This window comes from Streptomyces yongxingensis (assembly GCF_055597465.1).
This window is the reverse complement of the sequence record NZ_CM145717.1, coordinates 338,118-362,429: the sequence shown is the minus strand read 5'-3', so window position 1 is coordinate 362,429 and position 24,312 is coordinate 338,118. Positions and strand designations below refer to the sequence as shown.

Below are 24,312 nucleotides of genomic sequence, written 5' to 3'. Positions count from 1 at the left end.
GGCGAAGTGCAAGATTGTCTTTGACCTATCCGGTATGCCAGGACGGCTCTGGAGCGGTGATCCGTGCGGAGATTGCGCCGAGTTCCCGCACTTCGATCCGGACCGTGTCTCCCGGTGCCAGATAGGGGCGGTGGCCGGACAACTCCTGGATGCAGCCGGTGCCCACGGGGCCGCTGGCGATGATGTCGCCGGCTCGCAGCGTGGTGCCGCGCGACGCGTGCGCCAGCATCTCGCCGAACGACCAGTGGATCTCGTCCCAGCTGCCGCCGCCGTAATGCTCGTCGTTGACGTACCCGTCCATCCGCAACGCATAGCCCTTGGCTGAGCGGTAGGGCTCCAGCTCGTCGGGGGTGACGAGGAACGGGCCGAGGCTGGTCGAGGCGTCCTTGCTCTTGGACGGGCCGTACACGAACCCCATCTCGCTCGCGGAGATATCGCGTGCGCTCCAGTCGCAGTAGACCAGATAGCCGGCGATGTGCTTCTCCGCCGTGGCGGCGTCGAGGTTCGAACAGTCCCCGGCGACCACCGCGGCGACCTCGACCTCGTAGTCCCACAACTGCGCGCCCGGGGCGATGGGGACCTCGTCGTGCGGTCCCTTGATCGCCGCCGGGTTGGAGAAGTAGAAGAGCGGATACTCGTACCAGACCGGGCTGACTGTGCCGTCGCCAACGGCTGCCTTACCCGCGTTGCTGATGTGACGTTCGAACGCGGCGAAGTCCCGGACCGCCGGGGGCACCGGTATCGGCGCCAGCAGGTCGGCCGTAGCCAGATCGACGATCTCGGTCGGTTCCCTGGTTGCGGCGGCCGCCAGCCCGCCTTCGGCGCGCAGCAACTCCAGCAGGCCCGTACCCAGGGCGTGGATCTTGTTGTCGTGCACCACGCCGCAGCGTGCGGAGCCGTCGGCGGAGCGGTAGCTGACCCACCTCATCGGGCAAGCACCTCCCGGGTGTAGTCGTAGAGTCGTCGTGCGTCGGCGGGGGAGGATGCCTGAGGGTCCAGGGGGATGGCGACCCCCTCGCTCACGGCGACGGGGTGGTCCGGGGTGCCGGAATCCAGGAACGGCAGGATCTCCTTGACGGCGGTCTCCACGGATTTACCGGTCGCGCGAAGACGGCCGATCTCCGCGGCCTCGGCCTCGTCGTAGTCGCCGGCGAAGCTCGTGGCGACGGTGCCGGGGAAGTTGTTCACGTACCGGATGGAAGGGTGACGGCCGACGAAGTCGACCGCGAGCGCGGCGTTGAGGATCCCGGCCTGGATCATCGCGGTGAGGCCGTGGTACCGCGTCCGCTGCTGAAGGTCGTCCCAACGTGGGGGCCCGAAACGCCCGGCGCCGCCGAAGTTGAGCACGACCGGATCGGCGGCGCGGCCGAGCAGGCCGGCCAGGCCGTGGCTGAGCAGGAAACGGCTGAGGTAGGTCAGCGCGAAGTTGGACTCCAGGCCGTCGGCGGTCTCCGTACGCCTGGAGCGCTGGAACCGGGCACCCAGGACGAGGACGTCGATCGTGTCGAGCTCGGCGGAGAGCCGGTCGATCAGCCGCCTGTTCTCGTCGATGAGCTCCAGGTCGGCCCGGATGAACCAGGCGCCGGGCTCGGCCTTGGCCTTGTCGGTCCCGACGACCACGACCCGGTCCCCACGCTCGAGGTGGATACGGGCGAGGCCGCGCCCGATGCCGTCCGTGCCCCCGGTGATCATGACCGTCTTCACGCGGCCACCGTCCGCGCGAACTTGACGATCTCCTCGACGAACAGCTCAGGCTGCTCCAGGGCGGCGAAGTGGCCGCCCGCGGGGATGTCGTCGTTGAAGTAGCGCAGGTCGTGGTAGGCGCGCTCGGCCCAGATGCGCGGGGTACGCGTGAGTTCGTCCGGGAAGACGCTGACACCGACGGGAAGGTCCAGCTCGGTCAGAGCGAACGGCTGCTGGGCGTACTCCCAGTACAGGCGGGCGGAGGAAGCAGCGGTGCCGGTGAACCAGTAGAGGGAGACGTGGTCGAGGATCTCGTCGGGGGTGAGGGCGTCGGGCCGGGCCCAGTCGAGGAACTTCTCGTAGATCCACGCGGCCTGCCCGGCCGGGGAGTCGGTCAGGGCGTAGCCGATGGTCTGCGGCCGGGTGCGCTGCATGACGTGGTATCCGGAATGGACGGCCAAGAAGCGTCTGCCCTGTTCGAGTGCGGCCTTCTCCTCGGGGGTCGGGTCGTCGCCGACCGGTGGTGCGGCGAGGAACTCGGGGAAGTTGACGTGGATCGCGCGCAGTCCTGCCGGGCGCTGCGCCCCCATGCGGGTCGCGACGACACCGCCCCAGTCGCCGCCCTGGGCCAGGTAGGAGTCATAGCCGAGGCGCTGCATGAGTACGCCGTACGCGCGGGCGATCCGGTCCGGGTCCCAGCCGGTGGAGGTGGGCTGGTCGGAGAAGCCGTAGCCGGGCATCGAGGGGATGATGACGTGGAAGCCGTGGTCAGTGAGCGGGCCGACGGTCTTGAGGAACTCCAGGAAGGAGCCCGGCCACCCGTGCAGCAGCAACAGGGGAGAGGCGTCGGGGCGTGGCGAGCGCACGTGCATGAAATGGATGCCAAGACCGTCGATGGTGGTACGGAACTGGCCCAGCTCGTTGAGCTGCCGCTCGAGCTTGCGCCAGTCGTAGCCGGTGGCCCAGTGGTCCAGCAGCTCCTCGAGTCGCTCCCGTTGCACTCCCTGGCTGCTGTCCGGCGCTGTCTCCCGGCCGGCGAGGCGTACCCGGTGGAGTCGGTCCTTCAGATCCTTCAGGGCACTGTCCGGAATGTCGACGCGAAATGGTGTCACGCTGTTCGATGTCACGATCACCACGGTGCGGCCACCATGGGTTCGCGGTCCAATGAATGTTCCGTCACACGTAATACGAAGCTTGCATAACACCAGCTAGGATCGTTTGGTGTCCGATCCCTTCCCCACACCCGTGGACCTCGACCTGCGGCTGGTGCAGTGCTTCATGGTGGTCGCCGAGCACCAGCATTTCGGCCGTGCTGCCGAGGCGCTGCACACCACCCAGCCGTCGCTGAGCCGGCAGATCCGCCGCCTCGAACAGCAAGTGGGCGTCCGCCTGCTTGACCGCACCACGCACGGCACCCGGCTCAGCGAGGCCGGCGAGATTTTCCTGCCCCAGGCCAAAGGGCTGCTGCGGGCCGCGGTCGAGGCGATGGCCCGCGCCCGGGCCGCGGCCCGGCCCAGCAGCGTCACCATCGGCTACACCAAGGGGCTGATCATCACTCCGGCCGTGCGCGCCCTGCGCGACCGCAATCCCGATGCCGAGGTCCACACCCGCCTGCTCGCCTGGAACGACTCGCGCGGCGCGTTGCTTGAGCACCGCGTGGACGCGGTGGTGACGCGCCTGCCGTTCCCCACCGACCGGCTGCGCGTCACCGTCCTCTACGACGAGCCGCGCGTGCTGGTCGTGCCGCGGGACCATCGTCTGGTCGGCAAGGAGTCGGTCACCCTCGACGACATCGCCGACGAGCCGATCCCTCACGTACGCCAGTCCGACCCGCTGCTGAACGCCTACTGGCGGCTCGATCCCCGGCCCGACGGGCGGCCCGCGCCCGACGGCCCCCTGGTCGAAGCCCTCGAGGACAAACACGAACTCATCGCCGCCGGGCAGGCCGTGGCCATCGGGCCGCCCCTCGACTACGCGACCGGCCTGCATCCCAGCCTCACCACCATCCCGTTGCGCGGGGTCGAACCCAGCCAGGTCGTGCTCGCCACCCGCACCGGCGACCGCAGCCGCCTGGTCACCGCTTTCCGCAAACACGCCGAAGCTCTGCTCACCGGAACCCACCAGGCTGGACCGACACGCACAACGTGATCCGCGGCGGCTCCGCCCGCATAGACGAGCGATCATGGCCCGCGCTTGGTCTGCCGCCACAGCGCCCCGATGAACGGGGACGCCGGTGCCCAGTGCTCGCCGACCGCCAGTGCGGACTCGGCCGGGACGGGGTCGTCAGACAAGCTCGACCCCGTCGCCGTCGGCCGCGCGCTCGGCGGCCACCCACAACCCTCCGGGCAGTTCCCGGGCGACCGGTTCACCGGCCCTTCACGGCCGATCCGGCCAGGCGGCGCCGGCGGCAACGTCGCGCCCGCCCGGCGGGCACCGCCTAGGCCATGTTTTAGGTAGCGGGTGAGTCTTGGGCGGACAGTTCTTCCGCCAGTTCCATACAGCGCAGGCGGGCTGGGGAGAAGTCGTACGGCATCTTGCCGGTGGCTTCGAACACGCTCATGGAGTCAGCCTCCCGCCTGCCAGAGCCGAGGTCGGCCTCGCCCTCGCCGTCATCGGGGGTGGCAGGGTGCAAAGTGTCCCAGGCGTCGAAGAGGGCATCGTCGTCCTCACCCAGGCCGGACTCCTCGATGGCGGCCTGCAGGGCGCTTTCGAAGGCGTGCCGCTCGACGGCCACTTGAGCCACCCGTGGATCATCGACGGCGACACTGTCATCGAGTGCCGCCTCGGCGGCATCGATGCGGTCGGAATCCTCCCGCAGAGTGGGATGCGTGGCCAGGACGACGAAGCGGGTGGCCTGGACGGCCGCGCCGAGCGGGCCGAAGATCCGCTCAGTGACCAGCAGGCTGTCCAGGTCCGCCTGACGCAGGGAGCCCTCGGGCAGGCTCTTGAGGCGTTCGGTGACGAGGTCGGAGAGCAGGCCCATCCGGCTGCCTTCGGTGCGCATCCGCTGTACTGCGGTCCGTTGCCGCCGCAATTCCGCCTCCTGCTCGGCGAGGGTTTCCTCCAACCGCTCCAGGATGCCCGCGATAGCTTCTCCGCTGTCCGCACCGGCGGAAGCCGTGCCGGTGTTAAAGGCGTCACGGATGTCGTCCAGGGCGATCCCGGCGTCGGCCATCTTGCGAATCCACAGCAAGCGGATCATGTCCTCGTACCCGTAGCGGCGGCGGTCATCGCCGCCCCGCTCAGGCTCGGGGAGCAGGCCGATCTCGTGGTAATGGCGAATCGCCCGTGGCGTGCTGCCGACGAAGGCCGCCGCGTCACCGATCTTGACCTGACGGGGTGGCATGAAAGACGAATGCATGAGCAGGGACCTTTCCTCAAGGCATCGGGACGTAAGTCCACCGGACCACATGCCGCTACGGAAGGTGCAACCCCATACGCGCCGCGCCGCGCCAATGCCAGGAAATGCGCCCTTCCTCCCTAGTGACCGCAGGGCCGTCCTTTGCTGCTGTGGCATCCGCACGACGGCAGGCTGAGGGTGGCGATCGGGATGGTTGGATGGTTGGCGAAGTGCTGCTGGACTTCGTCGAAGGACGAGGTGGCGCCCAGGTCGGTGATCCGGCGCATCTGTCGGGCAGCGACTACGTCTACATCTGGGCCGACGGCATCCACCTGCGCATATGCCTGCGGAGGCGAAGTCGTGCGTCCTGGTGCTGATGGAGGTGCGCACAGACGGCACCAAAGAGCTGATCGCCATGGCCGACGACTACCGCGAATCCGCCGACTCCTGGGCCGGCTTGTTGCGGGACTGCGCACGTCGGGGCATGCGTGCTCCCGTCCTCGCGGTCGGCGACGGCGCCTTGGGTTTCCGGAAGGCCGTGGCCGAGGTGTTCCCCGAGGCCGTCAACACCCGGGGCGCCGGCAGTGCGGCCGTCGCCCTTGCCGTGGTTTTCAAGCTCGTCGAGTCCGCCCAGGCCCGCTGGTGGGCAGTGAACGCACCCCACCTCGTCGCCCTCGTCAGAGCCGGAGCCCGCTTCGAACGTCGTCAGCTCATCGAGCGACCCGAGCTCAGCGCCGCCTGAGCCACCAGGTCCGGCGGTCATGGCTGTAGCTCTGGCGCATGCGGCGGTGGGCGGCGATGAGGGCGGCGCCCCGTGGCCGTTGTGGCCGGCTCGGCCGCGACCCGGCCAGTACCTGGCGCGCGACTTCATGGGGCGCGCAGAATCGTCGTCATGACTGGTTGTCCCCGGCGGGTCAGGCGTCCAGGGGGCGCCAGGCGGGACCGTTGCCGTCCCGCCGGACCTGCCCGAACACGACGTCGGCGAAGTGGATGCCGAAGCCGATTGTGTCGGGCTCTTCCAGCTCGGCGACGAGACCGCGGCGGTGGTCGGCGGACCGAACGGGGTCGTGGTCGACGGCCGCAGACCATTCGGGGTGGTCGACCTGGATCGGTGAGTGCAGCGCGTCACCGAAGGCGATCAACCGCCGCCTGCCCGACGTGATGACGTACTCGGCATGCCCGGCCGTGTGACCGGCGGTGATCCTCACTCGCACGCCGGGGAAGATCTCCTGACCGCCCGTCACCGTTCGCACATACGGTGCCAGGCTGGTGACCTCCTCGGCCATGCCGTGCGCCACCAGGAGGTCTCGCTGGGCCCATTCCGGCTCGGACACCAGGTAGTCGGCGTGGGCGAACACGGGGCGGTCACCGCCGGGGACGGAGTGCCAGGCCCAACCGAGGTGATCGGGGTGCAGGTGAGTGAACGCCACTGCCTCGACCTCTTCCGGGCTGCGGCCGAGTTCGGCCAGATTGCCCAAGAGCGCACCTCCGTGGATGACGCCACGGGGGGTGCCCGGGTCGGGCGGCAGCGTCTGCGGCCCGAACCCCGCGTCGATCAGCAGCGCGCGATCGCCGTTCTCCACCAGCAGGGCGCCGATGCTCGCCACGAGGTGGCCGGAGGCATCCAAGTAGTCCGGGTGTTCGGCCCACACCTCGTCGGTGGTGTCCGGGAGCCAACCGTGTGGCGGGAGCCGCACGTCCCCGTCCGGCACGAAGGAAACCCGCGTGTCACCCAGCCATACCGAGCGGATTCCCGCCGGCCGCCGCAGCCGCTCGCTCTGGTCAACCGCGGAGTTCATCAGCATGGTCCCTCTCCCTATTCGGTGTCAGCTCGTCGCCGCGTCTCCGGGCGGCGATCACGCCACCATAAGCATCAAGCTATAAACATTCAAGCTTTAATTATTTTGGCTTGATGGACTTGCTAGGGTGGGATGCATGACGACGCCCCCGGAACCGCAGGCCATCGCCGAGCGAGAGCTGTGCGGTCTGGTGAACGGACTGGCCCAGCAGATCGCCGATCACGTACGCGAACGCGCCCTCACCCTCGGCCTGACGGCGGCCCAGGCGACCGCGCTGCGGGAGATGACCGGGCCGATGACCATGCGAGAGCTCGCCGAGCGCATGAGCTGTGAGCCGTCCAACGCCACCTTCGTCGTCGATAAGCTCGAGAAACAGGGCCTGGTCGAGCGCCGGGCGCATCCCACCGACCGCCGCGCCAAGCACCTCGTCCTCAACGCTGAGGGCACTGCCCTCCGCGAACGGCTCCTCGAACTCCTCGCCCAGGACTCACCGCTGGCCGGCCTCACCCCCCAGCAACAGCGGGTCCTCCAGGACCTTCTCGAGCAGGCCATCATCCGTCCATGAGCTGACGCCGACAAAAGGAGATGGCCAGCGGCGCCACCTCAACCGATCCACAACTCTTGACAATGTGAGGTTTTCGGCTTGGCGTCGGGTAGTGATGGCTGGTGATCCCTGCGGTACGCCGGTTGTATGCGGTACGCGCGGGGAGGGGGCCTGATCGCTGAAGGCCGGGTCTTTCGTGAGGGGATACGGCTGGAGGCCGGCGAGCGGTCTGTGCGGGGTGAGAAGACCGCGTTGATCGCGGAGGATTTACGGGTGAGTGTGCGGTCGGTGGAGCGGTGGCGTCGTGCCTGGCGTGAGGGTGGGTTGCGGGCGCTTGCCTCCGGGGCCCGGCACACCGGCCGAAGCTGACCGGTGAACAGGTCGCCGTACTGGAGGAGTTACTGGCCCAGGGCCCTGCCGTGCATGGCTGGGCTGACCGGAGACGGATCCTGGTGGCCCGGGTCAGAACGCTGATCGGCAGACGCTGCCATCTGACCGTGTCGGTGGCAGGGGTGTGGCGCCTGCTGCACCGAGACGGCTGGTCCTGGCAGTGCCCGGGTCCGGGTCAAAGGCAGGTCCTACCGGCGCATCCCGGTTGCAGCCATGGCCTGCTACCGGCCCGGCGAACGGTCCCGGCTGTTCTACGGCCCCGTGTCCAGCAAAAGCGCGAACACGAACGGACGAGCTTCGCCTGGACCGATTACCGGGACCTGATCCCCTGCGCTCACCAGCAGCTGGGCGGTCCGATGGCCCTCATCTGGGGCAATTTGAGCACTCATCGGCAAGGGCGCGCCAGAGCATCTGAGGCGTCCGTGGCCTACCGGGGCGTCAGGGGGGCGCATGCGGTTGTGGCATGCGGTTGTTGTGCGCTGTGGCCCGCGGTTTTCGAGGGGAGCGCGCGGTGTGAGCACAACCGGGTGAAGGGCGGGGGAGGAAATAGTGTGCTCTCGCAGCGCACATCCCAAGGCACGATCGCACTTCGTATGTCCGGCGTAGCTCCAGATCGAGGTGTGCGCGCCGTTGCGGGAGGCGTCGTATCTGGTCAACATGACTGGTCAGGGAGCCTCCTGCCCCGCCCCGGCTGCATCGAGGCGCAAGTGGAGCGAAGTGATATGTGAGTGAACCACCACCGTGTGCGGCACGGTCTTGCCCACCCCGAAGTCCACGGTCGGTTCCGCCTCGTCGTTGCCTTTCGTGAGCAAGGGAGTGTGCCATGGCTGTGCTGTGCCGCCCGGCGGTGTGGGTACCGGAGAACACCATCTCGATCGAGGAGACGCTGGCGCTGGCGCGCCGGCTGCACGCCGGACACGAGAGGCTTCCGCTGGTCCTGCGGATGATCAGGAACACCGGGGTGGCGAAGCGGCATCTGGTCCAGCCGCTGGCCGTCACCCTGACGCATCCGGGATTCGAGGCCCGTAACCGCTTCTACGTGCGCGAGGCCCGTGCCCGTGTCCCGGACGTGGTCAAGGAGGCGCTGTCCTCGGCGGAGGTGACGGCGCGGGACATCGACACGATCGTGTTCGTCTCGTGCACCGGCTTCACGATGCCGCCCCTGACCTCCTGGATGATCAACGAACTGGGTTTCCGCTCCAACACCCGGCAGATCCCCATCGCGCAGCTGGGCTGCGCGGCCGGCGGGGCGGCCGTCAACCGGGCGCATGACTTCTGCCGCGCGTACCCGGGATCCAACGTACTGATCGTGGCGTGCGAGTTCTGCTCGCTGTGCTACCAGCCGGACGACCTCGACGTCGGCTCGCTGCTGTCCGATGGGCTGTTTGGGGACGCGATCGCCGCGGCGGTCATGCGCGGCAGCGGCGGGGAGGGGATGGAGCTGGTGGGCAACGCCTCGCATCTGGTGCCGGGTACCGAGGACTGGATCGCGTACGAGGTGAAGGCCACCGGATTCCACTTCCGGCTGGACAAACGGGTCCCGGGCACCATGAACGTAATCGCGCCCGCACTGGACACGCTCGCCGGAGCACATGGATGGGACGCCACGGACCTGGACTTCTACATCATCCACGCCGGCGGGCCGCGCATCCTGGACGATCTGTGCAGCTATCTGAAGGTGCCGCCGCACGCCTTCAGGCACAGCCGCGCCACGCTCACCGAGTACGGCAACATCGCCTCGGCCGTCGTCTTCGAGGCACTGCGCCGCCAGTTCGCCGAGGGGCTGCCCCCGGGGGCCCGCGGCCTCCTCGCCGGGTTCGGGCCCGGGATCACCGCCGAATCGTCCCTCGGCACCTGGGTGCACTCCGACCGGGTACGGTCCGGCCGCCGAACGGGCAACGTCGACGCCTTGCCGGTGCAGCTTCCCGTCCCTCCCGAGCCCGACCTGCACAGTGAAACCCCATCCCCGCACAAGCCCAAGAATCGAGGATCCGCGTGACCGCGTCCGTTCCGCATGCGCCCAGGACCGGGGCCACCCTGTCCCTGGGCGGTGACCTGACGGTCAACCGGCTCGGCTACGGTGCCATGCACCTGACCGGGCCCGGCGTCTGGGGCCCGCCCCAGGACCCGGGCCAGGCCGTACGCCTACTCCGCCGCGCCGTGGACGACCTCGGCGTCGACTTCATCGACACCGCCGACTCCTACGGCCCCGGCTACAACGAGGAACTCATCCGGAAGGCCCTGCACCCCTACCCGGACCATCTGGTGATCGCCACCAAGGGCGGCATGCTGCGCACCGGCCCCGACGACTGGGTGCGGGCCGAGGGCCGCAACCCCTACATCGTCGCACTGGGCAGACCCGAGTATCTGCGCCAGCAGGTCGAGGTCAGCCTGCACCGCCTCGGCCTGGAGCGCATCGATCTCTATCAGCTGCACCGCATCGACCCCCTGGTACCGCTGGAGGACCAGCTCGGCATGCTCGCCGAGCTGCGCGAGCAGGGCAAGATCCGCCATATCGGCCTGTCCGGCCAGCCCGAGGTCACCGTCGACCAGCTCGAGCAGGCCGCCGAGATCGTGGACATCGTGGCAGTGGAGAACCTCTACAACATCGCCGACCGGTCCGGCGAGCCGATCCTCCGCTACGCCGAACAGCGCGGCATGGTCTTCATCCCGTGGTTCCCGCTCGGCCACGGCGACCTGGTCGGCCCCGGTGGCGTCCTCACCAAGGCCGCCGAACGGTACGGGGTCACGGGAGCCCAGTTGGGGCTGGCCTGGCTGCTGCGCCACGCGTCCAACACCCTGCTTATCCCCGGTACCACATCGGTGACCCACCTGGAGGAGAACCTCCGGGCCGACGAGGTCCGGCTCACCGACAGCCAGTGGGAGGAGATCGAAGCACTCTGCGCCACGGTCACCCCGTGGCGGCCCAAGCCGGTGCGGGAGCACCGGGGAGGGGCGCGATGACCCGCGCCCCCCAAGGGGCCGAGCATCCGCACGCCGAGATCCTGCGCACCATCTACCGGGATCTGACCAGACTCGCCGACTTCGCCGCGGATGACATTGTGCTGCACCGGGCGGACCGGACTGCTGAAGACCCCAGGGTACGCCGTGGCATCAAGGCCGTCCACGCCCATGAGCAGGCCCTCCTCCGCATGACCGAATACACCCTGGTCATGGACGTGGAGCAGATCACGGCCAACGACCACTTCGGCACCGTCCTCGGGGTGCTGCGAGCCGAGCGCCCCCGCGAGATCTCCGTGCCGTTCTGCGGTCTGTGGCGGTTCGTCGACGGCCGGATCGCCGAGCACTGGGAGAACACCTCCTGCGGACCGGCCGAACTGCGGCGCCTGTTCACCCCACCCCCTTCGTACTGGCCTCTGGCCGACGCCGGCTGACCCGGACGATCCGGCTCAATGGGGGCCCAGACCAACGGAGCCCTCATGAACACCTCCGACCGCACCACCACACCCACGCGGGAAGCCCGGGTCATGGCCTTCCTTGGCGGCCATGACCTGGTCGGCCTACCGGCCGGCGAACCGAACCTGACGGTACGGGAACTGCTCATCGCGGTGCACCGGGTCAGCGTCGCGCACCCTGCCGTGCCGTGCGCGTCGCCACTGGAGCGGGCGACCCCGGGGTGTGGCCCCGGACCGGGGGAGCCATCGTGGAGGGACCGGTCCGCTGTGTTGCCCGGCCCGGCCGCGTACGACCGGTACGGGCGGGGCGGGCCCCGCGTACGCTCCCGGCCACACCGACCGCCGAGAAGAGAATCCGAAGACGGATCTGCGGGAAGTGGACCGCATCGCCGCGGCCGACCACCATCTGGCGGTCGTGGCGACGACCCGCGTCGACGGCTCGGCCAGGGCCAGGGTGGTCAACGCCGGGGTCATCGCGCATCCGGTCAGCGGCGACCCGGTGGTCGCCTTCGTCACCTACGGCCCGGCCTACTGAGGTTTCTGCTCGGTGTCGGTTGGTGCTGGCTGAGCCTGAGGCTGGTTTCGGCGAGGCAGCCGTCGAGGAGATCGGGCCGGTACTGGATCTGTCGGAGGCCGCGGCGGAGGGTGCGGGTGAGGTGGGCGGCGTGTCGGTGAAGGCGGTGCTGGCCAGCGGGCCGTGCCGCAGCAGAGAACAGATTCCCTCTACGGGGTTGAGGCCGGGTGCGTAGGTGGGCCTAAATCGCAGGTCAGCGACGGAGATGCAACATCCTTCGCCGGGGTGTCCGCTCCGTGGCGATCAGGCGGGGACGTATCGACAGTGGTGGGCTGTCTTGCGATGATCGATGGCGCGGCCGGTTCACGCCTGGAACTCGGTGAGATCGATGGTGTGAACGCGCAGCGGATAGGCATACACCGGGTGCGCCGTCTCTTGCTCGGGCACCATGCCGAGCTTTCGGATGATGTTCTCGGAGGCGTTGTCACCCACCCGGTTGATGCTGATGATGCGGTCGAGGCCGCGGTCCTGGAGCGCGAACTCCAGAGTGGCGTGGGCGGCTTCGGACGCGTATCCCTGGCCCCAAAACTGTGAGCCGAGCCGCCAGCTGATTGTCACGGCGGGCAGTACCTCCGGCAGGAACTCGGGCACGGACAGACCTGTGAATCCTGCGAGTTCACCCGAGGCCAGCAGCTCGATGGCGAAGAGTCCGAAGCCCTCCTCGTCCCACTCCTCCTCCCACTGCTCGATGGCCTCTGCCGTGTGGTCCAGGTCGCGCACCGAGCCGTCGTCAATCCAGCGCATGACTCGCGGGTCCGCGTTGATGTCCGCCATCGGCGCGAGGTCGTCGTCATGCCAGCGACGGAGGAGCAGGCGGGGTGTGCGGATCTCGGTCATGGCGCCCATCCTGCCGAAGGCAGCGGCCCCATCGGTAATCCGGCGCTCGCCCGTGCTGCCGCTCCGGAACGCAAGGCATCAAGCCGCCTGCACCGCACACCGCGACGGGTGAAACATCGGACCGATGGCCAGGCAGATGGCGTGCCACTTCGGCAGCGAAAGCGGGGCAGGGCCTCGTACGTGGATGGGCGGTGGTTGCCGGCGGAGTCGTCCGCTGTCGGTTGTTGGTGTGTGGCGTGGGTGGCTGGCTGTGGCGCAGCATGTGCAGGGCGCCCTGTAGCGGCGCCGAGAGCGAAGACCCGATCCCGCTGGGCGGGCGCGGTGTCGCGGCCGGAGCCCGCTGGGCGGGATGGGCTGCGACGTCACGCCCGCCCCACGGGATCGGGTCTTTCGGGCAGGTCAGGGCCGGTGTCCCCTGTGGGGGCGATCAGTGTTGCGAAGGTGCAGTCGGGGAACGCGTGGCGGTATTACCTGCAGGGTGTGGCAGTCGGGGATGGTCGCCGTCCGGCCCGTAAGCCGCTCAGAAGGAAGTCGGTCTTCCGCCCGGGGTGTGGATGGGCCGCGGTCTGTCCGCCCTCGGGCTGATGGCGGGCGCGGTGGTGACCGAGCGGCAGGAGGAGCTGCTGTTTGGCGAGGGCCGGCACCGGGATGCCGACCGCATCGAGGGTGAGCGCCTGGACGACGGCGCCGACCCGGAGACGGCACGCCTGGCCACCGTCCTGGGGAAGCCGATCGAAGAGATCGAGAAGCAGAAGCAGATCCCGCTGCTCGCCCTGGACCTCGTGTTCCGGCCGCAGGCGTCCCTGATCGTGCTGTGGGTCCTGGGCGACGACCACACCCGGCGGGTCATCGAGCGCGCGCACGAGCGAGCCATTGCGACCGTGCTGCGCTGGCTGGAGGACGAGGTCGCTGAGGTCCGCTGGTCGTCCGGCCACAAGCGTGTGAAGGCTTCGGCTCTGTGAACACTCTTCTGAGGCGCTGGACAGGCGGGCTATGGATGCTCGTTGCGCAGCTCAGGGCCTGGTTGGCGATCTGTCTCGTTGTCGTCCTTGCGGGGGCTTCAGCGCTGGTGGCGGAATGGCAGCGGAGAACCACCTTGATAGCCCTGGTGCGCAACGCGCCTGCCGGAACGGTGGTGGTACAGGGCGGATCGCGCCCGGGCCTCTTGACCGGCTCGGGGGCCGGTCGATGGGCAAGCTGCCAGCCGGCGCGCAGCGCCGTGGCGAAGTGGGCCAGGACGAGGACGGCCTGGCGGATGGTCCCGCCCCGTACCCATGGCCCGCTGAAAGGCACCTGGTCCTGTGCCCAGTCACCGAGCCGTCGCCATGGACGCAGCCGACCTGCCCCATAGCCGGTCAGGTATGCCACGACAGCCACGACAGCCACGACGGTCGTGATCCCGGTCATGCCCCTCCCAGATGCCTGGGGTGGACGGGGCGACGACCACGGTGCCGTCGTCGTTCACCTGGACGTGGTCGGCGAGTTGGGCGAGGACCTGCTCCGGAGTGATGCCGACGCGCGCTGCGATGGCGCGCAGGCAGCGGCTGGTGTCCGCGGGCAGCCGGACCTGCGCATGCAGTTCGTCTTTCGCGTCCCGGCGCTCCCGCACCCATGCGGCGTACCGATCCAGAGCGTCCTGCCGCCTTGCTGCACGCTCCTGCGCCCAGGCCACGCCCTGGGTGTCCTGCTCGGGGTCGTACAGCGTTTCGCTATCTGGCCTGGTCGGAGGCGTCGTGGTGAGTGTAGTGCGGTGCCGGCGGGTCAGGGGCGGTCTTGCCCGGCCGCCCCTTTCAAGGAGTCGTATGGCGGGCCGGTTCACCCTCGATGGCATGCAGCACCACCTCCTGAACCCCGCCACATGGGATGCCGACGCGGTCCGCGACGACGTGCGTGGGCGGGCTACGGTGCTGAAGTCGGTGATCCATCCGCAACCGGGCGTCCGGCGCTGGGTACTGTCGAGACGTGCTTGATCACATAGACGTTGAAGATGATGAGCAGGGGACTGTGCGGAAACGTGGCGGCAAACGCCGGCGGGTGATCGCGGGCGGTGCGGCTGTCGTCGCGGTCGTCGTCGTGGTCGGAGTGGTTCTGGCTCAGTCCGGGCCCCAGGGCGTCGCCGCACCCCGCTCCTGCCACACCGCGGCTCACGGCACCGCGCCCTCCGGCGCCCCGGCGAAAGGCACCCAGGCACCGGCCGGTACCGCGCCCGCCGCTGACTTCGACAGTGACGGCCACCCCGACCTGGCCATGGGAGCACTGGGCGACGTGGAGAACGGCAGCGCCGGCGGCAGCATCGCGGTGGCGTACGGATCGGGCGAGGGGACCGGTCTCGCCCGCTGCCAGTACCTCACGCAGAACGACGCCGGGATACCGGGGGAAGCCCGCGACGAGGCGTTCTTCGGGACCGATGTGGTGGCCCGCGACTTCGACGGGGACGGGTACACCGACCTCGCCACCGCCGTCTTCGACTGGAAACCGAGCGTGATCATCATGTGGGGTTCCCCGGATGGGCTCAAGGGTGCCGCACGGGTGCCGCGGACGGACGGCAGCCACGTCTCCTGGGCGCTGGACCCGATCCTGGAGGAGCAGCTTGTCGCCGGTGACTTCGACGGGGACGGGCATGCTGATCTGGTCTTCGGGCTCGGCTCCAGCAAGGGCCTGCTCAAGGGTCCTTTCAAACGCGACGGCACCCCGGCGGGCACGGGCCCGGTGTCCGCACCGCGCCAGCCCGCAAAAGACATCGACACCGCGAACTACCGCGGCCTCGTCGCCGGGGACCTGGACGGTGACGGTGCCGACGAGCTGATGGCCTTCCACCACGACAAGCCCCTCGGCACAGCCCGGTTCGAGGAACGCTGGCCGGTCAGTTACTTCCACGCCCGACGCGGCGGACTTGCCCAGCCAGATGGCATCGACCTTCCCGACGCGGCGGCAGGGGCGGCCGGCGACGTGGACGGCGACGGCGTCGCGGACCTCGTGCTCAGTCCCCGGCGCGGCAAGGTGAGCCATAGCTCGGTGACCGTCGTGTACGGCTCCAAGGCCGGGCCGGGGAAGGGAAAACGGCCGACGACCATCGACCGCGACACCCCGGGCGTACCCGGCGAGGAACCCCAGGACGAGGACGCCGCCTTCACCTCCCTGGACACCGGTGACGTCAACGGTGACGGCTACGCGGACGCGGTGGCCGGCTCACCCCGGAGCAAGGAGTACGCGAAGACGGGTCCGGAACAGGTGCTGCTCCTGCTGGGCGGTCCAAACGGCCTGACCGGCGAGGGAGCCCGAGCCATCGATGCGGGCGACATCGGCGGCAAGAAGAACGCGCGGGCCACGTTCGGTATGTCGGTGCGCCTCGTCGACATGGACGGCGACCACCGGGCCGACCTGACGGTGGCCGCGCCGGGGGATAACAAGATTCGCAGCTCCGCATGGCTGCTGCCCGGCACGGACCAGGGGCTGTCGACCGGCGGCGTCACCCGGCTGTACAGCGACAGTTTCGAGCGCACCGGGAAGCTGGACCTCTATATGGGAGGCGGAGGGATCGCCCGCTAGACGTCTTTCAGCAGGGCGGCGATCCGGCACCATTCGGTGTGTTTGGCCGCCCACAGCCGCGCCAGGTGTTCGGGGTTGGTCGCGAACGGCCCGATCTGAGTCTCGGCGGGAGCGTCCAGTTGCTGATGGGTCTCCCGCTCACGCCGGGCCGCTTCTGCCACCTTCTCCGCCACTTGCGTGGTGCTCAGGCCACGGCCCTGTCGCCGGGCGGCACCCCGGGCCACGTCTTCAGAACTACCTGGGCATTCGCCGCACGCGCGGGTGGCCTCGGCCTCCCGAGCTGGCCGTACTCGGTCGTGGCCGCGCTGGAGACCGGCCGCACCTCCTGGACCGCGGTACTGGATGCGATCCGCCTTCAGCCCGGCGCCGACCTCGCCGCCGTCACCACCGCCCAGCTGCGCGAGGTCGTCGAGCGGCTCATCTCCGCCGGGCAGTGGCACGACGCAGACCCGGACATCCTGGTGGTGCTCGACTCCGGGTACGACGCCCCGCGCATCGCGCACCGGCTGGCCGGGCTGCCCGTGGAGATTCTCGGTCGGCTGCGCTCGGACCGGGTGATGCGCCGGCCGACGCCACCGCGCGTCTACGACCCCAAGGGTGGCCGACCGCCCACGCACGGCAGCGAGTTCGTCTTCGGCGACCCGGCCACCTGGGGTGATGAGCAGGCCGAGACGGTCACCGACACCCGTGTCTACGGCAAGGCCACTGCGCAGGCGCAGGATCGGCTGCACCCACGGCTGACCCGACGGGCAGCCTGGATCGACTATGAGGGGTCACAAGTGACGTTTAACGTCCGGCCACTTTGGTGCGGGATTCCGGCGTTGCTCGCAGGGCGCGCAACCAACGCTGACAGACGGCAAGGGTGACGGGTTCGAACAGCTCGGGGGTCGAGACTTCGACGAGGAACTGGGTCAGCAGGTCCTGGTGTCCTTCGTCGATGTCCACTCGGTCCTCGAAGTGCACTGCTTGGGCCCAGCCGATGAGCTCGCTGGGACTGGCGAGTCCAGTGGTGACCTTCTCCACGACAGCGGCGATGTGATCGCGACAGAGGGTGACGGTCGCTGCCGGGTCACCGTGCCGGGCGGCTTCGATGAGTTCGGAGAGCTCACCGTTCCAGTGCACGAGGTCTTCAAGGGGTTGGTGTCCGTTCGCATCCACGGTGCCATCCTGCTTGACGGCTCTGCCATCGGACAGGGACGGCCTCCTCCCTTCAGCTCGCGGTCCGGGGTGACACGTCGAGGTTTGGTGCCGACCTTGTGGTGAGCAGGGCGGCCGTATGTCTCGCCGGTCGCAAGGATCCGGCCCACGTCATGACGGAGGGCCGGGCGGCGGTTCTTCGAGCCCGGCGGTCGGCCGGGCCCGGCCTGGGACGATTTCGGTGCACGGGCTGGAGAGCCGGTCTTCGTGTGGAGGTTTCTGAACCCCCGCCGGACTCGGGCAGGCGTCAGCCTGTTCGGTGGGGCCGGCTTCTCCCAGGGCCGCCGCAGATCGGCGGTCAGTGGGCGGGCCGGCCGGAGCTGGGCATGGGCCGCGACGACCAGCCACGTCCACCGATCGGTTGCCTCCGAGCTGCGGAGCCGGGCTGATCTTCGCCGGCGGACGCGGGCCTACGTACCAGCTCCACCACGTCCGCGTCACCACCTTCAGTTGCACCGCCCGCGACCCACAACGGCCCCTGACAACCCTCGGGATCACCTGACCAACCGGACGAATCAACTACGCGAAACACCCTGGCCTCCGACCCAAGACGCGATCGCGCCCGCTCCTTCCTCCTGGTTCGCAGCGCACGGCTCAAAACCGGTTACGTCAGTGGTATCGCGTTGTAACAGTCTCGGCGGAGGCTCATGGCGCACCTCCGGTCTCCTCAGTAACTCGCACCCCCCACGTGACCGGGTTGATCGAACGACCGCTCCCCGGCCGGCGCGCGCCCCGGGGTGCGGATGAGGAGGAATTGATGGCTGCAGAGCAGTCCCCAGGATCCCGCCGTACCTTCCTGAGATCCGTCGGCGTCGCGGGGGGCGCCGGAGTGCTGTACTCGGCGATGGGCGCACTCGGGCTCGCCCCGGTGCCAGACGTGCGGGCGGATGAGTATCGGGCGCCCCAGCGAAGCGACTTCGCGCTCACCGGGCGTGGCGGCAAGAAGGTGCTCGTGCTCGGCGGCGGCATAGCCGGCCTGGCGACGGCGTACGAGCTGGGCAAAGCCGGTTACGACTGCCAGATCCTGGAGGCGAAGGACCGCCCCGGGGGCCGCAACTGGACGGTCCGGGGCGGCACGACGCTGACCGACCTCGACGGGCGTACGCAGACGGCGTCGTTCTCCAAGGGCCAGTACATGAACGCGGGCCCGGCCCGGCTGCCGCAGTCCCACGTCACACTCGAGTACTGCCGCGAACTCGGCGTCGAACTGCAGGTGTTCACCAACCAGAACGCCAACGCGTACATCTACCACGAGAGCAGTGCCGCCCTCGCGGGCAAGCCCATGCGCTGGCGCACGGCGAAGGCCGACGTCTACGGCTACATCTCCGAGCTGCTCGCCAAGGCCACCGACCAGGGCGCCCTGGACGCACGGCTCACCGCGCAGGACAAGGAACGACTGATCGCGTTTCTGCAGAGCTTCGGCGCCATCAAGGGCAAAGCCGACGGCTACGCCTACACCGGCACCGACCGGCGAGGCTACTCCGTCGAGCCCGGCGCGGCCTTCGATGACGGCACGGTCCTCGGCCCGGTGCCGACGCTGTCGGACGTCATCGCCAGCGGCGTGGGGCAGCGCTTCGCCTTCGAACTCGGCTACGACCAGGCCATGCTGATGTTCCAGCCGGTGGGCGGCATGGACGCGATCCCGTACGCCCTGGCCAAGGCGATCGGCCAGAACCGCATCACCTATGGCGCCAAGGCGCTGGAGGTCAAGGACCTGCCGGACGGTGCCGAGGTCACGTACAAGGACGTCGGCGGCCGTATCCGCACCAGGCGCGCCGACTTCGTTGTCGCGGCCATGCCGCCGATGGTCATGGCCCGCCTCAAGCACAACCTGGGGACCGACATCACCGCGGCGCTGAAGTACGCCGTCCCGACCCCCGTCGGCAAGATCGGGCTCGAGTACCGCAGCCGATGGTGGGAGACGGACGAGCACATCTACGGTGGCATCACGCCGACCGACACCGACCTGGCCACCATCTGGTACCCCTCCTACGGCCACCAGGGCCGCCGCGGCACACTCATCGGCTACTACCACTTCGGTGCCGACGCCGTCGCGTACAGCGATCTGCCGCACGCCCAGCGCCTTGCGCGGGCGGTGAGCCGGGGCGTGAAGATACACGGCGACAAGTACCGCACCGAACTCGATCACTCCTTCAGCGTGGCCTGGCACCGCACGCCTCATATCGAGGCCGGCTGGGTGGACTGGCCCTCGCAGACCGGTTCCGAGTACAAGCTGCTCAACCGGCCCGCCGGGCACGTCTACTTCGCCGGCGACTGGCTCAGCCATGTCATCGCCTGGCAGCACGGCGCGTTCACCTCGGCCCGCAAGGTCGTGACCGACATCCACGAAAGGGTGATGGCCGCATGAAGCGACGCACGAAAGTTGTGGTCGGTACGGCCCTGACTGCCTCGCTTCTCACCGGCGGCACCGCGCTCGCCGAGGGCAGAGGCTGGTGGCCCGGTCCCAAAGAGGTCCGCGCCATGCTGCCCGAGGGCCAGTCCAACCCGGCCATCGCCACCGGAGTGGCGACCGGCGGTGAGGTGGCGATCTACCAGAGCAGCGGCCTCGGCCCGACCGCGCTCAACCCGTCCGCTCCGGCCGGCTCACCCGAGGTCTACACCGACCCGGCCCTCACTCAGGGCGCCACGGGGGTCACGGTCACCGAGGCCCAGGCACTGGTCGTCCTGCGCAACATCAAGACCAACCTCGAAGCGGTGGGCCTGACCCTGGCCGACGTCATCACCATGAAGTGTTACCTGATGAAACCGCCCGGCGTCGAGACCGCCGACTACGCGGGATGGAACCGCGCGTACCGCCAGTACTTCGCCAACATCGACCTCACCTCGAAGGAGGTCGTCCCGGTCCCGATGGGCACCTCCGCCCTCAAGGCACCGCTGGTCGCCAACAAGGCCCGGCCCGCGCGTGCCACGATGGAGGTGGCGTCGCTGGCCGTCAAGGGCTGGCTGGTGGAGGTCGAGGTCACCGCCGCGTACAAGGCGCGCTGACGGGCACAGACCCGCGGGGCAACCGCAGCGAGGGGCCGGGCCCCTAACCGGGCGCGGCCCCGAAGCGACGCTGCCCCTGCCGGGCGGCGCCCCCAGCCAGTCGTCGAGGGCGCTGCCGGCCGCGCGGGGCGCGGACACTCACGGCGAAGCACCCGCTGCGGGAGCGGCTGCGCATCATGTTGATGCTGGCGCTCTACCGCGGCGGCCGGCAGGCCGAGGCGCTGGGCGTCTACACCGACACCCGCACACGCCCCGGCCCGACCAGGGCAGGGGAGCGGCCCGTGACCGCTGATGGATGCAGACCGGCCAGCGTGTGGCCGATCTGCGCCTTCACTCCGTCCTGGTATCGGCGCGGGTCGAGAATCGGGGGAGCGTTGGCACCCGATCCGGGAGGGACCGCGTTGACCGACTTGCACCAGCTCTTGAGGCCGCTCGACAGCTACCCGGACGATTGCCCCCGCCGCGCCAGCGCGGCGACGTCAATCTGGTGGGCCTGCTCAGCGTCGCCGACGACCTCGCCACCAGCCTGTCGGCGCTGAAAACCCGGGTGCAGCCCTACGACCCGAAAACCGCGCTCGTCAGCCCCCAGAAGGCGCGCGAGAAGACGGCACCACCGGCTGCGTCGCCCACATCGTCGAAGCCACCCGCCGGACCGTGGCCGACCCGGCCGGCCGCAAGGTGCTGCTCGCCTTCAGCCGTGACGACGAAGGAGAGGAGACGCCACCAGCCGCGCAGAGGCGCTGTCAGTAGTCATAGAGTGCGATGCGTACGTTCTTGACGCCACTGTTGGCGCCGAACCCTGAGACTTGCACCGACTCGCCTCGGACCAGGAGGGCACTCTGCGATCTCTCGAAGGAGCCGCCGACCTTGGCATCGCCGGTTACCTCGAGCGTGTGCCATCCGCTGCCCGAGCAGGTTCGCGTGATGCTGCCGGTCAGGCTGTAGCCGTACCAGCCGGCGGTGCCGTCGCTCCAGTAGGTGTAGTTGCCGGTGAACTTGGCGCAGGCGCTCGTGCGGGTGATGCTGCTGGCCGGGGCCGCCTGAGCGGTGGTGGCCAGGGGGGCTGTGAGTGCCAGGGCGGCGCCCCCGGCCACGGCCAGCGCGGCAATCTTGTTGCTCATGTGACTCCCCTTGTCTTCTCTTGAAAGGTGATGTGGGCCGAACGGTAAACGGGAACCGAGCCGTCCTATTGGCCACTTCTGTGATGGAACAACCGTGCATCGCCGGGCTTGGCGGAACCTTGTCGGTGGTGGTTTTGATTCCGGTTCCTGGGCAGCCACTGCGGTATTCGACGACCCGTCAAGGGCCGGCCTACCGCTGGTGCGCCCGGAGTGCTCGGCGGCCAATGTCCATGCCACGGCGTGGTGTAGACGCATGGCCTCCGATATCGGTCCACGTACTGCTGGGCAGAGACGACTTCCGTGTCCCGCGCCAACAACTCGGCGCTTAGGCCAGTACGTCGTGGCTGAGGACTGTTTGACTGCTCAGCTCTCAGAATGCCGGGCGCGATGGCGCGCCGCCTTGTCATTCCGCGCAGAGTTATTGCCGATTCGTGCACGCTGCGGGCGGCAGGTTCCTGTAGTCCCGTGGCGGTATCCCGTAGGTGGCCCGGAACAGGCGGCTGAAGTGGGTCGGGGGTGAAGCCCCAGCGTTCGGCGATGGCGTGGATCGGGTGGGCGTTCAGGTGGGGGCTGGCCAGGTCGAGTCGGCAGCGTTCCAGCCGGCGGTGGCGTATCCAGGCCGCCGGCGACGTGTCGTCCTCGGCGAGCAGCTGCTGGAGGTGGCGCAGGGAGATGTGGTGGGCGTCCGCGATCGCCTGGGGAGTCATGTCCGGATCGGCGAGATGGTGCTCGACGAACGCGTGGAACTGGGCCCGCAGGGCACTCCTGCGGGCCTCCGGCGTTAGAGCCTCCTCAGCCTCCAGGCAGCGGGCGAGTGCGGACGCCAGGAGATCCAGGGTGACCGACGCGAGGGTGGGGACGTCGGCCGGGTGAACTCGTCAGCGCGCGCGTTGAGGTCGGCCAGTCAGCGGGTGAACACCCCACCCATGCCACGGCGCCCGCTGATCGGGACAGCGAGCAGGCGCTGGACCACCTTCGCCGGTAGCGGCAACAGCCCGCGCGGACACTGCACGGTCACATGCGACCACCTGCCCGTTCGAGCCAGTCGACCTGAACCTGACCGATCCGACCAAGGGCTACCTGAACCTCGTCCTCTACACCGAGGCGCGCCTCGGTGTCGCCTCGGGATCGCTGAACGCCGAGGTGTCCATCGAGGCGCCCCAGAGCCGTACACCCCACTTTCAGGAGTGGCTGAGCAGGCTGGTGCGCTGTGAGCCGAACGCGATGCATGCACGCTCGTTAGCAGGCGCAGATCCCGGCCCTGTTCCACCCGCGCGTCACGGAGGACAAGAACAGCCCGTCGGCCGTCGGCGGCTCGGGCTGTGTGTGCCGCCGGGCCTCTACGACCCCGAGTTCGGGCTGCCCGTCGTCGGCGAGCACTTCAAACACGTCGGCGAGGGAAGCACGGACCAGTGGACCTACCAGACGTACGCTCCGCTCGATCAGCGTCCTGACGACACCTTCAGCTCCTTCATCACCGGCCGCGGCCTGTTCTGGGCCCGGACGGAGAGCTGACCGACGCCACGCGCTGACGCCCACGGACCCGATACCCGTGAGCATCAGCGCCTCACCCTGCCCCTCTCCGTCACCTCCAAGACGTGCGCGTCGGCCGCGTCCCGGCAGGCGCTCCGGCGACTCCGTCACCCGTCCCGCGAGACGGGGCGCGCCGCCGGCCCGGCGTACCGGGCGGTGTGCCCGCGCCGCGCACGCTGTCGACCACGGTCGGCACCCAGACAATCGCGGAGCGTGAGCGTCGGGCTACGGGGCGCTCGCCATTTTCCGCTGCCGTTCCCCATCGGTGTGTGCCTTGCCCATCAGCGAGCCTTCTTCCTGCTCGTAGTGGGACAGGGCGAGGCCGAGGCAGAAGAACGTGGGCGCCCACTCACCCACGAAGATGCCCCACCGGTCGGCACGGTCGAGACCGGTACCGGGTTCGGCACGGAGGGAGGCGGCCCAGGTGAAGACCGACAGGCCAATGGAGGCGACGGCGGCGGTGTAGGCGTGCTCCGAACGCAGGCCGATGTCGTGCAGCTTCTTGATCACGGCGGTGCTCCTTCGGGAGTGCCCCCCTTATGTCCACCCTCGTATGCCCACGCTTCGGCGAGTGACGCAGGACGGGGCCAGGACGCGGGCCGCTTCTTCGCCGGAGCCTTCTTGGCGGTCGTCGTCATCGCTAGGTCTGTGTTCGAGCCGCACACGATCACCGGACACGGACTCCTCTGCGCTCACGGTCCGGTGACGGCTGACACGGGGGTCTGTTCGCGCAGGCACCAGTCGAGCGCGGCCGGCCATGGCCCGTATCCGTCTGCGGGGGTGATGTGGCCGGCGGCGGGCAGGACGTCGCACTCCAGGTCGATCGCGGCGCTCCACGCGCGTGCGTCAGCGGGCGCGTATGGATCGGTCGCCGAGACGACCACATGCGGCGGCTTGGCCGAAGCGGCGGCGAGGAGCTCACGGTCGATGCGCTCGAGCTTGAACTCTTCATTGCCGTTGGCCACGGTGAACGCTTGGTCACCGAGCGGGGACACCAGCAGCACCCGGGTGACGCGTAGGTCCTCAGGCAGGGTCTGGGCTGCGCGCAGCCACAGGGCGCAGCCGAGGGAGTGACACACCACGACGCGTTCCTGGTCGCCGAGTTGGGCCAGCTCGGCGTGCAGGAGATCGATCCATTCACTCATCGACGGCTGCTCCGGCGTGGGGAACTGCGGATAGAGCACCTGCTCGCCCCGCTGGCGCAGGGCCTCGGTCAACCACCACAGCCAGTGGTGCCGCGGGCGACGGTGCTGCACGCCGTGCACCATGAGGAAGCGCCGCGCCGGCGGAGGCGAGCTGGGTATCTCGGTCATCAGTCTCCTT

General features: G+C 69.2%; 26 protein-coding genes and 6 pseudogenes. 18 read left to right on the top strand and 14 right to left on the bottom strand.

What is annotated here, in order from left to right:
* Positions 1–25: 25 nt before the first annotated feature.
* From ACZ6TD_RS01695 to ACZ6TD_RS01685, 3 genes are read right to left on the bottom strand one after another with little or no spacing between them, the layout of a single operon-like run.
* Positions 26–928 carry a fumarylacetoacetate hydrolase family protein gene (locus tag ACZ6TD_RS01695; protein WP_471349369.1) on the bottom strand — a complete coding sequence of 301 codons (903 nt, stop codon included), beginning with the start codon at positions 926–928 and terminating at the stop codon, positions 26–28.
* The gene (locus ACZ6TD_RS01690; RefSeq protein WP_471349367.1) at positions 925–1,704 is read right to left on the bottom strand and encodes an SDR family NAD(P)-dependent oxidoreductase; all 780 of its coding nucleotides are present in this window, start codon (positions 1,702–1,704) and stop codon (positions 925–927) included. The genes ACZ6TD_RS01695 and ACZ6TD_RS01690 overlap by 4 nt, the downstream gene beginning before the upstream one ends.
* Complete coding sequence (locus ACZ6TD_RS01685) at positions 1,701–2,819, bottom strand: epoxide hydrolase family protein (RefSeq protein WP_471349365.1); 1,119 nt, start codon at positions 2,817–2,819, stop codon at positions 1,701–1,703. Before ACZ6TD_RS01685 ends, ACZ6TD_RS01690 begins: the two co-directional genes overlap by 4 nt.
* An 85-nt stretch (positions 2,820–2,904) precedes the next feature.
* Between ACZ6TD_RS01685 and ACZ6TD_RS01680 the strand changes: the two genes are divergently transcribed.
* Positions 2,905–3,831: a LysR family transcriptional regulator gene (locus ACZ6TD_RS01680; RefSeq protein ID WP_471349362.1), complete on the top strand. Its 927-nt coding sequence runs from the start codon at positions 2,905–2,907 to the stop codon at positions 3,829–3,831.
* A gap of 301 nt (positions 3,832–4,132) precedes the next feature.
* On the opposite strand, the gene ACZ6TD_RS01675 is transcribed toward ACZ6TD_RS01680, so the two are convergent.
* The gene (locus ACZ6TD_RS01675) at positions 4,133–5,044 is read right to left on the bottom strand and encodes a MerR family transcriptional regulator (protein WP_471349360.1); all 912 of its coding nucleotides are present in this window, start codon (positions 5,042–5,044) and stop codon (positions 4,133–4,135) included.
* A 266-nt stretch (positions 5,045–5,310) separates the two neighbouring features.
* On the opposite strand from ACZ6TD_RS01675, the pseudogene ACZ6TD_RS01670 reads away from it, so the two are divergent.
* Positions 5,311–5,765, top strand: a pseudogene (locus tag ACZ6TD_RS01670) (transposase); the annotation flags it as partial.
* A gap of 172 nt (positions 5,766–5,937) precedes the next feature.
* Here ACZ6TD_RS01670 and ACZ6TD_RS01665 read toward each other — a convergent pair.
* Positions 5,938–6,828 carry an MBL fold metallo-hydrolase gene (locus tag ACZ6TD_RS01665; protein ID WP_471349357.1) on the bottom strand — a complete coding sequence of 297 codons (891 nt, stop codon included), beginning with the start codon at positions 6,826–6,828 and terminating at the stop codon, positions 5,938–5,940.
* 130 nt (positions 6,829–6,958) lie between these two features.
* Here ACZ6TD_RS01665 and ACZ6TD_RS01660 point away from each other — a divergent pair, with 130 nt between their 5' ends.
* From ACZ6TD_RS01660 to ACZ6TD_RS01630, 7 genes are all read left to right on the top strand, one after another.
* A complete protein-coding gene (locus ACZ6TD_RS01660) occupies positions 6,959–7,387 on the top strand; it encodes a MarR family winged helix-turn-helix transcriptional regulator (RefSeq protein WP_471349355.1) in 429 nt (142 codons plus the stop codon).
* 126 nt (positions 7,388–7,513) lie between these two features.
* Positions 7,514–7,735, top strand: a complete 222-nt coding sequence (locus tag ACZ6TD_RS01655; RefSeq protein ID WP_471349352.1) for a helix-turn-helix domain-containing protein — start codon at positions 7,514–7,516, stop codon at positions 7,733–7,735.
* Positions 7,736–7,785: 50 nt separating this feature from the next.
* Complete coding sequence (locus ACZ6TD_RS01650) at positions 7,786–8,484, top strand: helix-turn-helix domain-containing protein (protein WP_471349350.1); 699 nt, start codon at positions 7,786–7,788, stop codon at positions 8,482–8,484.
* Between the two features lie 95 nt (positions 8,485–8,579).
* The gene (locus ACZ6TD_RS01645; protein WP_471349345.1) at positions 8,580–9,755 is read left to right on the top strand and encodes a type III polyketide synthase; all 1,176 of its coding nucleotides are present in this window, start codon (positions 8,580–8,582) and stop codon (positions 9,753–9,755) included.
* A complete protein-coding gene (locus ACZ6TD_RS01640; protein WP_471349343.1) occupies positions 9,752–10,720 on the top strand; it encodes an aldo/keto reductase in 969 nt (322 codons plus the stop codon). Before ACZ6TD_RS01645 ends, ACZ6TD_RS01640 begins: the two co-directional genes overlap by 4 nt.
* Positions 10,717–11,151 carry a nuclear transport factor 2 family protein gene (locus ACZ6TD_RS01635; RefSeq protein ID WP_471349340.1) on the top strand — a complete coding sequence of 145 codons (435 nt, stop codon included), beginning with the start codon at positions 10,717–10,719 and terminating at the stop codon, positions 11,149–11,151. The genes ACZ6TD_RS01640 and ACZ6TD_RS01635 overlap by 4 nt, the downstream gene beginning before the upstream one ends.
* Positions 11,152–11,548: 397 nt before the next feature.
* A complete protein-coding gene (locus tag ACZ6TD_RS01630) occupies positions 11,549–11,707 on the top strand; it encodes a hypothetical protein (RefSeq protein WP_471349338.1) in 159 nt (52 codons plus the stop codon).
* On the opposite strand, the pseudogene ACZ6TD_RS01625 reads toward ACZ6TD_RS01630, so the two are convergent.
* Both ACZ6TD_RS01625 and ACZ6TD_RS01620 read right to left on the bottom strand, forming a co-directional pair.
* Positions 11,685–11,926 (bottom strand): annotated as a pseudogene (locus ACZ6TD_RS01625) (cyclin family protein); the annotation flags it as partial. The gene ACZ6TD_RS01630 and the pseudogene ACZ6TD_RS01625 sit on opposite strands and share 23 nt — an antisense overlap.
* Before the next feature lie 123 nt (positions 11,927–12,049).
* Positions 12,050–12,583, bottom strand: coding sequence for a GNAT family N-acetyltransferase (locus ACZ6TD_RS01620; RefSeq protein ID WP_471349336.1), 534 nt, complete (start codon positions 12,581–12,583; stop codon positions 12,050–12,052).
* A gap of 554 nt (positions 12,584–13,137) precedes the next feature.
* Here ACZ6TD_RS01620 and ACZ6TD_RS01615 point away from each other — a divergent pair.
* Positions 13,138–13,545 (top strand): relaxase domain-containing protein, encoded by a 408-nt coding sequence (locus ACZ6TD_RS01615; protein ID WP_471349335.1) that lies wholly within the window; start codon positions 13,138–13,140, stop codon positions 13,543–13,545.
* Positions 13,546–13,892: 347 nt separating this feature from the next.
* Here ACZ6TD_RS01615 and ACZ6TD_RS01610 read toward each other — a convergent pair whose 3' ends face one another.
* Complete coding sequence (locus ACZ6TD_RS01610; protein ID WP_471349332.1) at positions 13,893–14,192, bottom strand: hypothetical protein; 300 nt, start codon at positions 14,190–14,192, stop codon at positions 13,893–13,895.
* Positions 14,193–14,328: 136 nt separating this feature from the next.
* Between ACZ6TD_RS01610 and ACZ6TD_RS01605 the strand changes: the two are divergent.
* Positions 14,329–14,478: pseudogene (locus tag ACZ6TD_RS01605) on the top strand (IS701 family transposase); the annotation flags it as partial.
* Positions 14,479–14,587: 109 nt separating this feature from the next.
* Complete coding sequence (locus tag ACZ6TD_RS01600; RefSeq protein ID WP_471349330.1) at positions 14,588–16,132, top strand: FG-GAP repeat domain-containing protein; 1,545 nt, start codon at positions 14,588–14,590, stop codon at positions 16,130–16,132.
* Here the strand turns inward: ACZ6TD_RS01600 and ACZ6TD_RS01595 are convergent.
* Entirely contained in the window at positions 16,129–16,305 is a 177-nt protein-coding gene (locus tag ACZ6TD_RS01595; RefSeq protein WP_471349327.1) for a hypothetical protein, read from the bottom strand. The two genes, ACZ6TD_RS01600 and ACZ6TD_RS01595, sit on opposite strands and share 4 nt — an antisense overlap.
* 99 nt (positions 16,306–16,404) lie before the next feature.
* Between ACZ6TD_RS01595 and ACZ6TD_RS01590 the strand changes: the two are divergent.
* Positions 16,405–16,905: pseudogene (locus ACZ6TD_RS01590) on the top strand (transposase); the annotation flags it as partial.
* A 13-nt stretch (positions 16,906–16,918) separates the two neighbouring features.
* On the opposite strand, the gene ACZ6TD_RS01585 reads toward ACZ6TD_RS01590, so the two are convergent.
* Together ACZ6TD_RS01585 and ACZ6TD_RS01580 are read right to left on the bottom strand one after the other, a co-directional pair.
* Positions 16,919–17,290, bottom strand: coding sequence for a hypothetical protein (locus tag ACZ6TD_RS01585; protein ID WP_471349324.1), 372 nt, complete (start codon positions 17,288–17,290; stop codon positions 16,919–16,921).
* 107 nt (positions 17,291–17,397) lie between these two features.
* Positions 17,398–17,712: pseudogene (locus ACZ6TD_RS01580) on the bottom strand (NF041680 family putative transposase); the annotation flags it as partial.
* Positions 17,713–18,086: 374 nt separating this feature from the next.
* On the opposite strand from ACZ6TD_RS01580, the gene ACZ6TD_RS01575 reads away from it, so the two are divergent.
* The 3 genes and pseudogenes from ACZ6TD_RS01575 to ACZ6TD_RS01565 all read left to right on the top strand — a co-directional run.
* Complete coding sequence (locus tag ACZ6TD_RS01575) at positions 18,087–19,697, top strand: flavin monoamine oxidase family protein (RefSeq protein ID WP_471349321.1); 1,611 nt, start codon at positions 18,087–18,089, stop codon at positions 19,695–19,697.
* The gene (locus ACZ6TD_RS01570) at positions 19,694–20,335 is read left to right on the top strand and encodes a Rid family hydrolase (RefSeq protein ID WP_471349319.1); all 642 of its coding nucleotides are present in this window, start codon (positions 19,694–19,696) and stop codon (positions 20,333–20,335) included. The genes ACZ6TD_RS01575 and ACZ6TD_RS01570 overlap by 4 nt, the downstream gene beginning before the upstream one ends.
* A gap of 137 nt (positions 20,336–20,472) precedes the next feature.
* A pseudogene (locus tag ACZ6TD_RS01565) lies at positions 20,473–20,580 on the top strand (BTAD domain-containing putative transcriptional regulator); the annotation flags it as partial.
* Positions 20,581–21,078: 498 nt separating this feature from the next.
* On the opposite strand, the gene ACZ6TD_RS01560 reads toward ACZ6TD_RS01565, so the two are convergent.
* Positions 21,079–21,456, bottom strand: coding sequence for a hypothetical protein (locus ACZ6TD_RS01560; RefSeq protein ID WP_471349316.1), 378 nt, complete (start codon positions 21,454–21,456; stop codon positions 21,079–21,081).
* 563 nt (positions 21,457–22,019) lie between these two features.
* Here ACZ6TD_RS01560 and ACZ6TD_RS01555 point away from each other — a divergent pair.
* Positions 22,020–22,241, top strand: coding sequence for a hypothetical protein (locus tag ACZ6TD_RS01555; RefSeq protein ID WP_471349312.1), 222 nt, complete (start codon positions 22,020–22,022; stop codon positions 22,239–22,241).
* A gap of 541 nt (positions 22,242–22,782) precedes the next feature.
* Positions 22,783–22,971 (top strand): hypothetical protein, encoded by a 189-nt coding sequence (locus tag ACZ6TD_RS01550; RefSeq protein ID WP_471349310.1) that lies wholly within the window; start codon positions 22,783–22,785, stop codon positions 22,969–22,971.
* 243 nt (positions 22,972–23,214) lie between these two features.
* On the opposite strand, the gene ACZ6TD_RS01545 is transcribed toward ACZ6TD_RS01550, so the two are convergent.
* Positions 23,215–23,499 carry a hypothetical protein gene (locus ACZ6TD_RS01545; protein WP_471349307.1) on the bottom strand — a complete coding sequence of 95 codons (285 nt, stop codon included), beginning with the start codon at positions 23,497–23,499 and terminating at the stop codon, positions 23,215–23,217.
* 182 nt (positions 23,500–23,681) lie between these two features.
* Entirely contained in the window at positions 23,682–24,302 is a 621-nt protein-coding gene (locus tag ACZ6TD_RS01540) for an RBBP9/YdeN family alpha/beta hydrolase (RefSeq protein ID WP_471349305.1), read from the bottom strand.
* Positions 24,303–24,312: the final 10 nt, after the last annotated feature.

Coding starts and splice junctions, on each gene's coding strand:
- ACZ6TD_RS01675 (WP_471349360.1), bottom strand. CDS start 5,044: ATGCATTCGTCTTTCATGCCACCCCGTCAGGTCAAGATCGGTGACGCG.
- ACZ6TD_RS01615 (WP_471349335.1), top strand. CDS start 13,138: ATGGGCCGCGGTCTGTCCGCCCTCGGGCTGATGGCGGGCGCGGTGGTG.
- ACZ6TD_RS01665 (WP_471349357.1), bottom strand. CDS start 6,828: ATGCTGATGAACTCCGCGGTTGACCAGAGCGAGCGGCTGCGGCGGCCG.
- ACZ6TD_RS01575 (WP_471349321.1), top strand. CDS start 18,087: ATGGCTGCAGAGCAGTCCCCAGGATCCCGCCGTACCTTCCTGAGATCC.
- ACZ6TD_RS01560 (WP_471349316.1), bottom strand. CDS start 21,456: ATGAGCAACAAGATTGCCGCGCTGGCCGTGGCCGGGGGCGCCGCCCTG.
- ACZ6TD_RS01695 (WP_471349369.1), bottom strand. CDS start 928: ATGAGGTGGGTCAGCTACCGCTCCGCCGACGGCTCCGCACGCTGCGGC.
- ACZ6TD_RS01635 (WP_471349340.1), top strand. CDS start 10,717: ATGACCCGCGCCCCCCAAGGGGCCGAGCATCCGCACGCCGAGATCCTG.
- ACZ6TD_RS01645 (WP_471349345.1), top strand. CDS start 8,580: ATGGCTGTGCTGTGCCGCCCGGCGGTGTGGGTACCGGAGAACACCATC.
- ACZ6TD_RS01540 (WP_471349305.1), bottom strand. CDS start 24,302: ATGACCGAGATACCCAGCTCGCCTCCGCCGGCGCGGCGCTTCCTCATG.
- ACZ6TD_RS01655 (WP_471349352.1), top strand. CDS start 7,514: ATGCGGTACGCGCGGGGAGGGGGCCTGATCGCTGAAGGCCGGGTCTTT.
- ACZ6TD_RS01620 (WP_471349336.1), bottom strand. CDS start 12,583: ATGACCGAGATCCGCACACCCCGCCTGCTCCTCCGTCGCTGGCATGAC.
- ACZ6TD_RS01570 (WP_471349319.1), top strand. CDS start 19,694: ATGAAGCGACGCACGAAAGTTGTGGTCGGTACGGCCCTGACTGCCTCG.
- ACZ6TD_RS01660 (WP_471349355.1), top strand. CDS start 6,959: ATGACGACGCCCCCGGAACCGCAGGCCATCGCCGAGCGAGAGCTGTGC.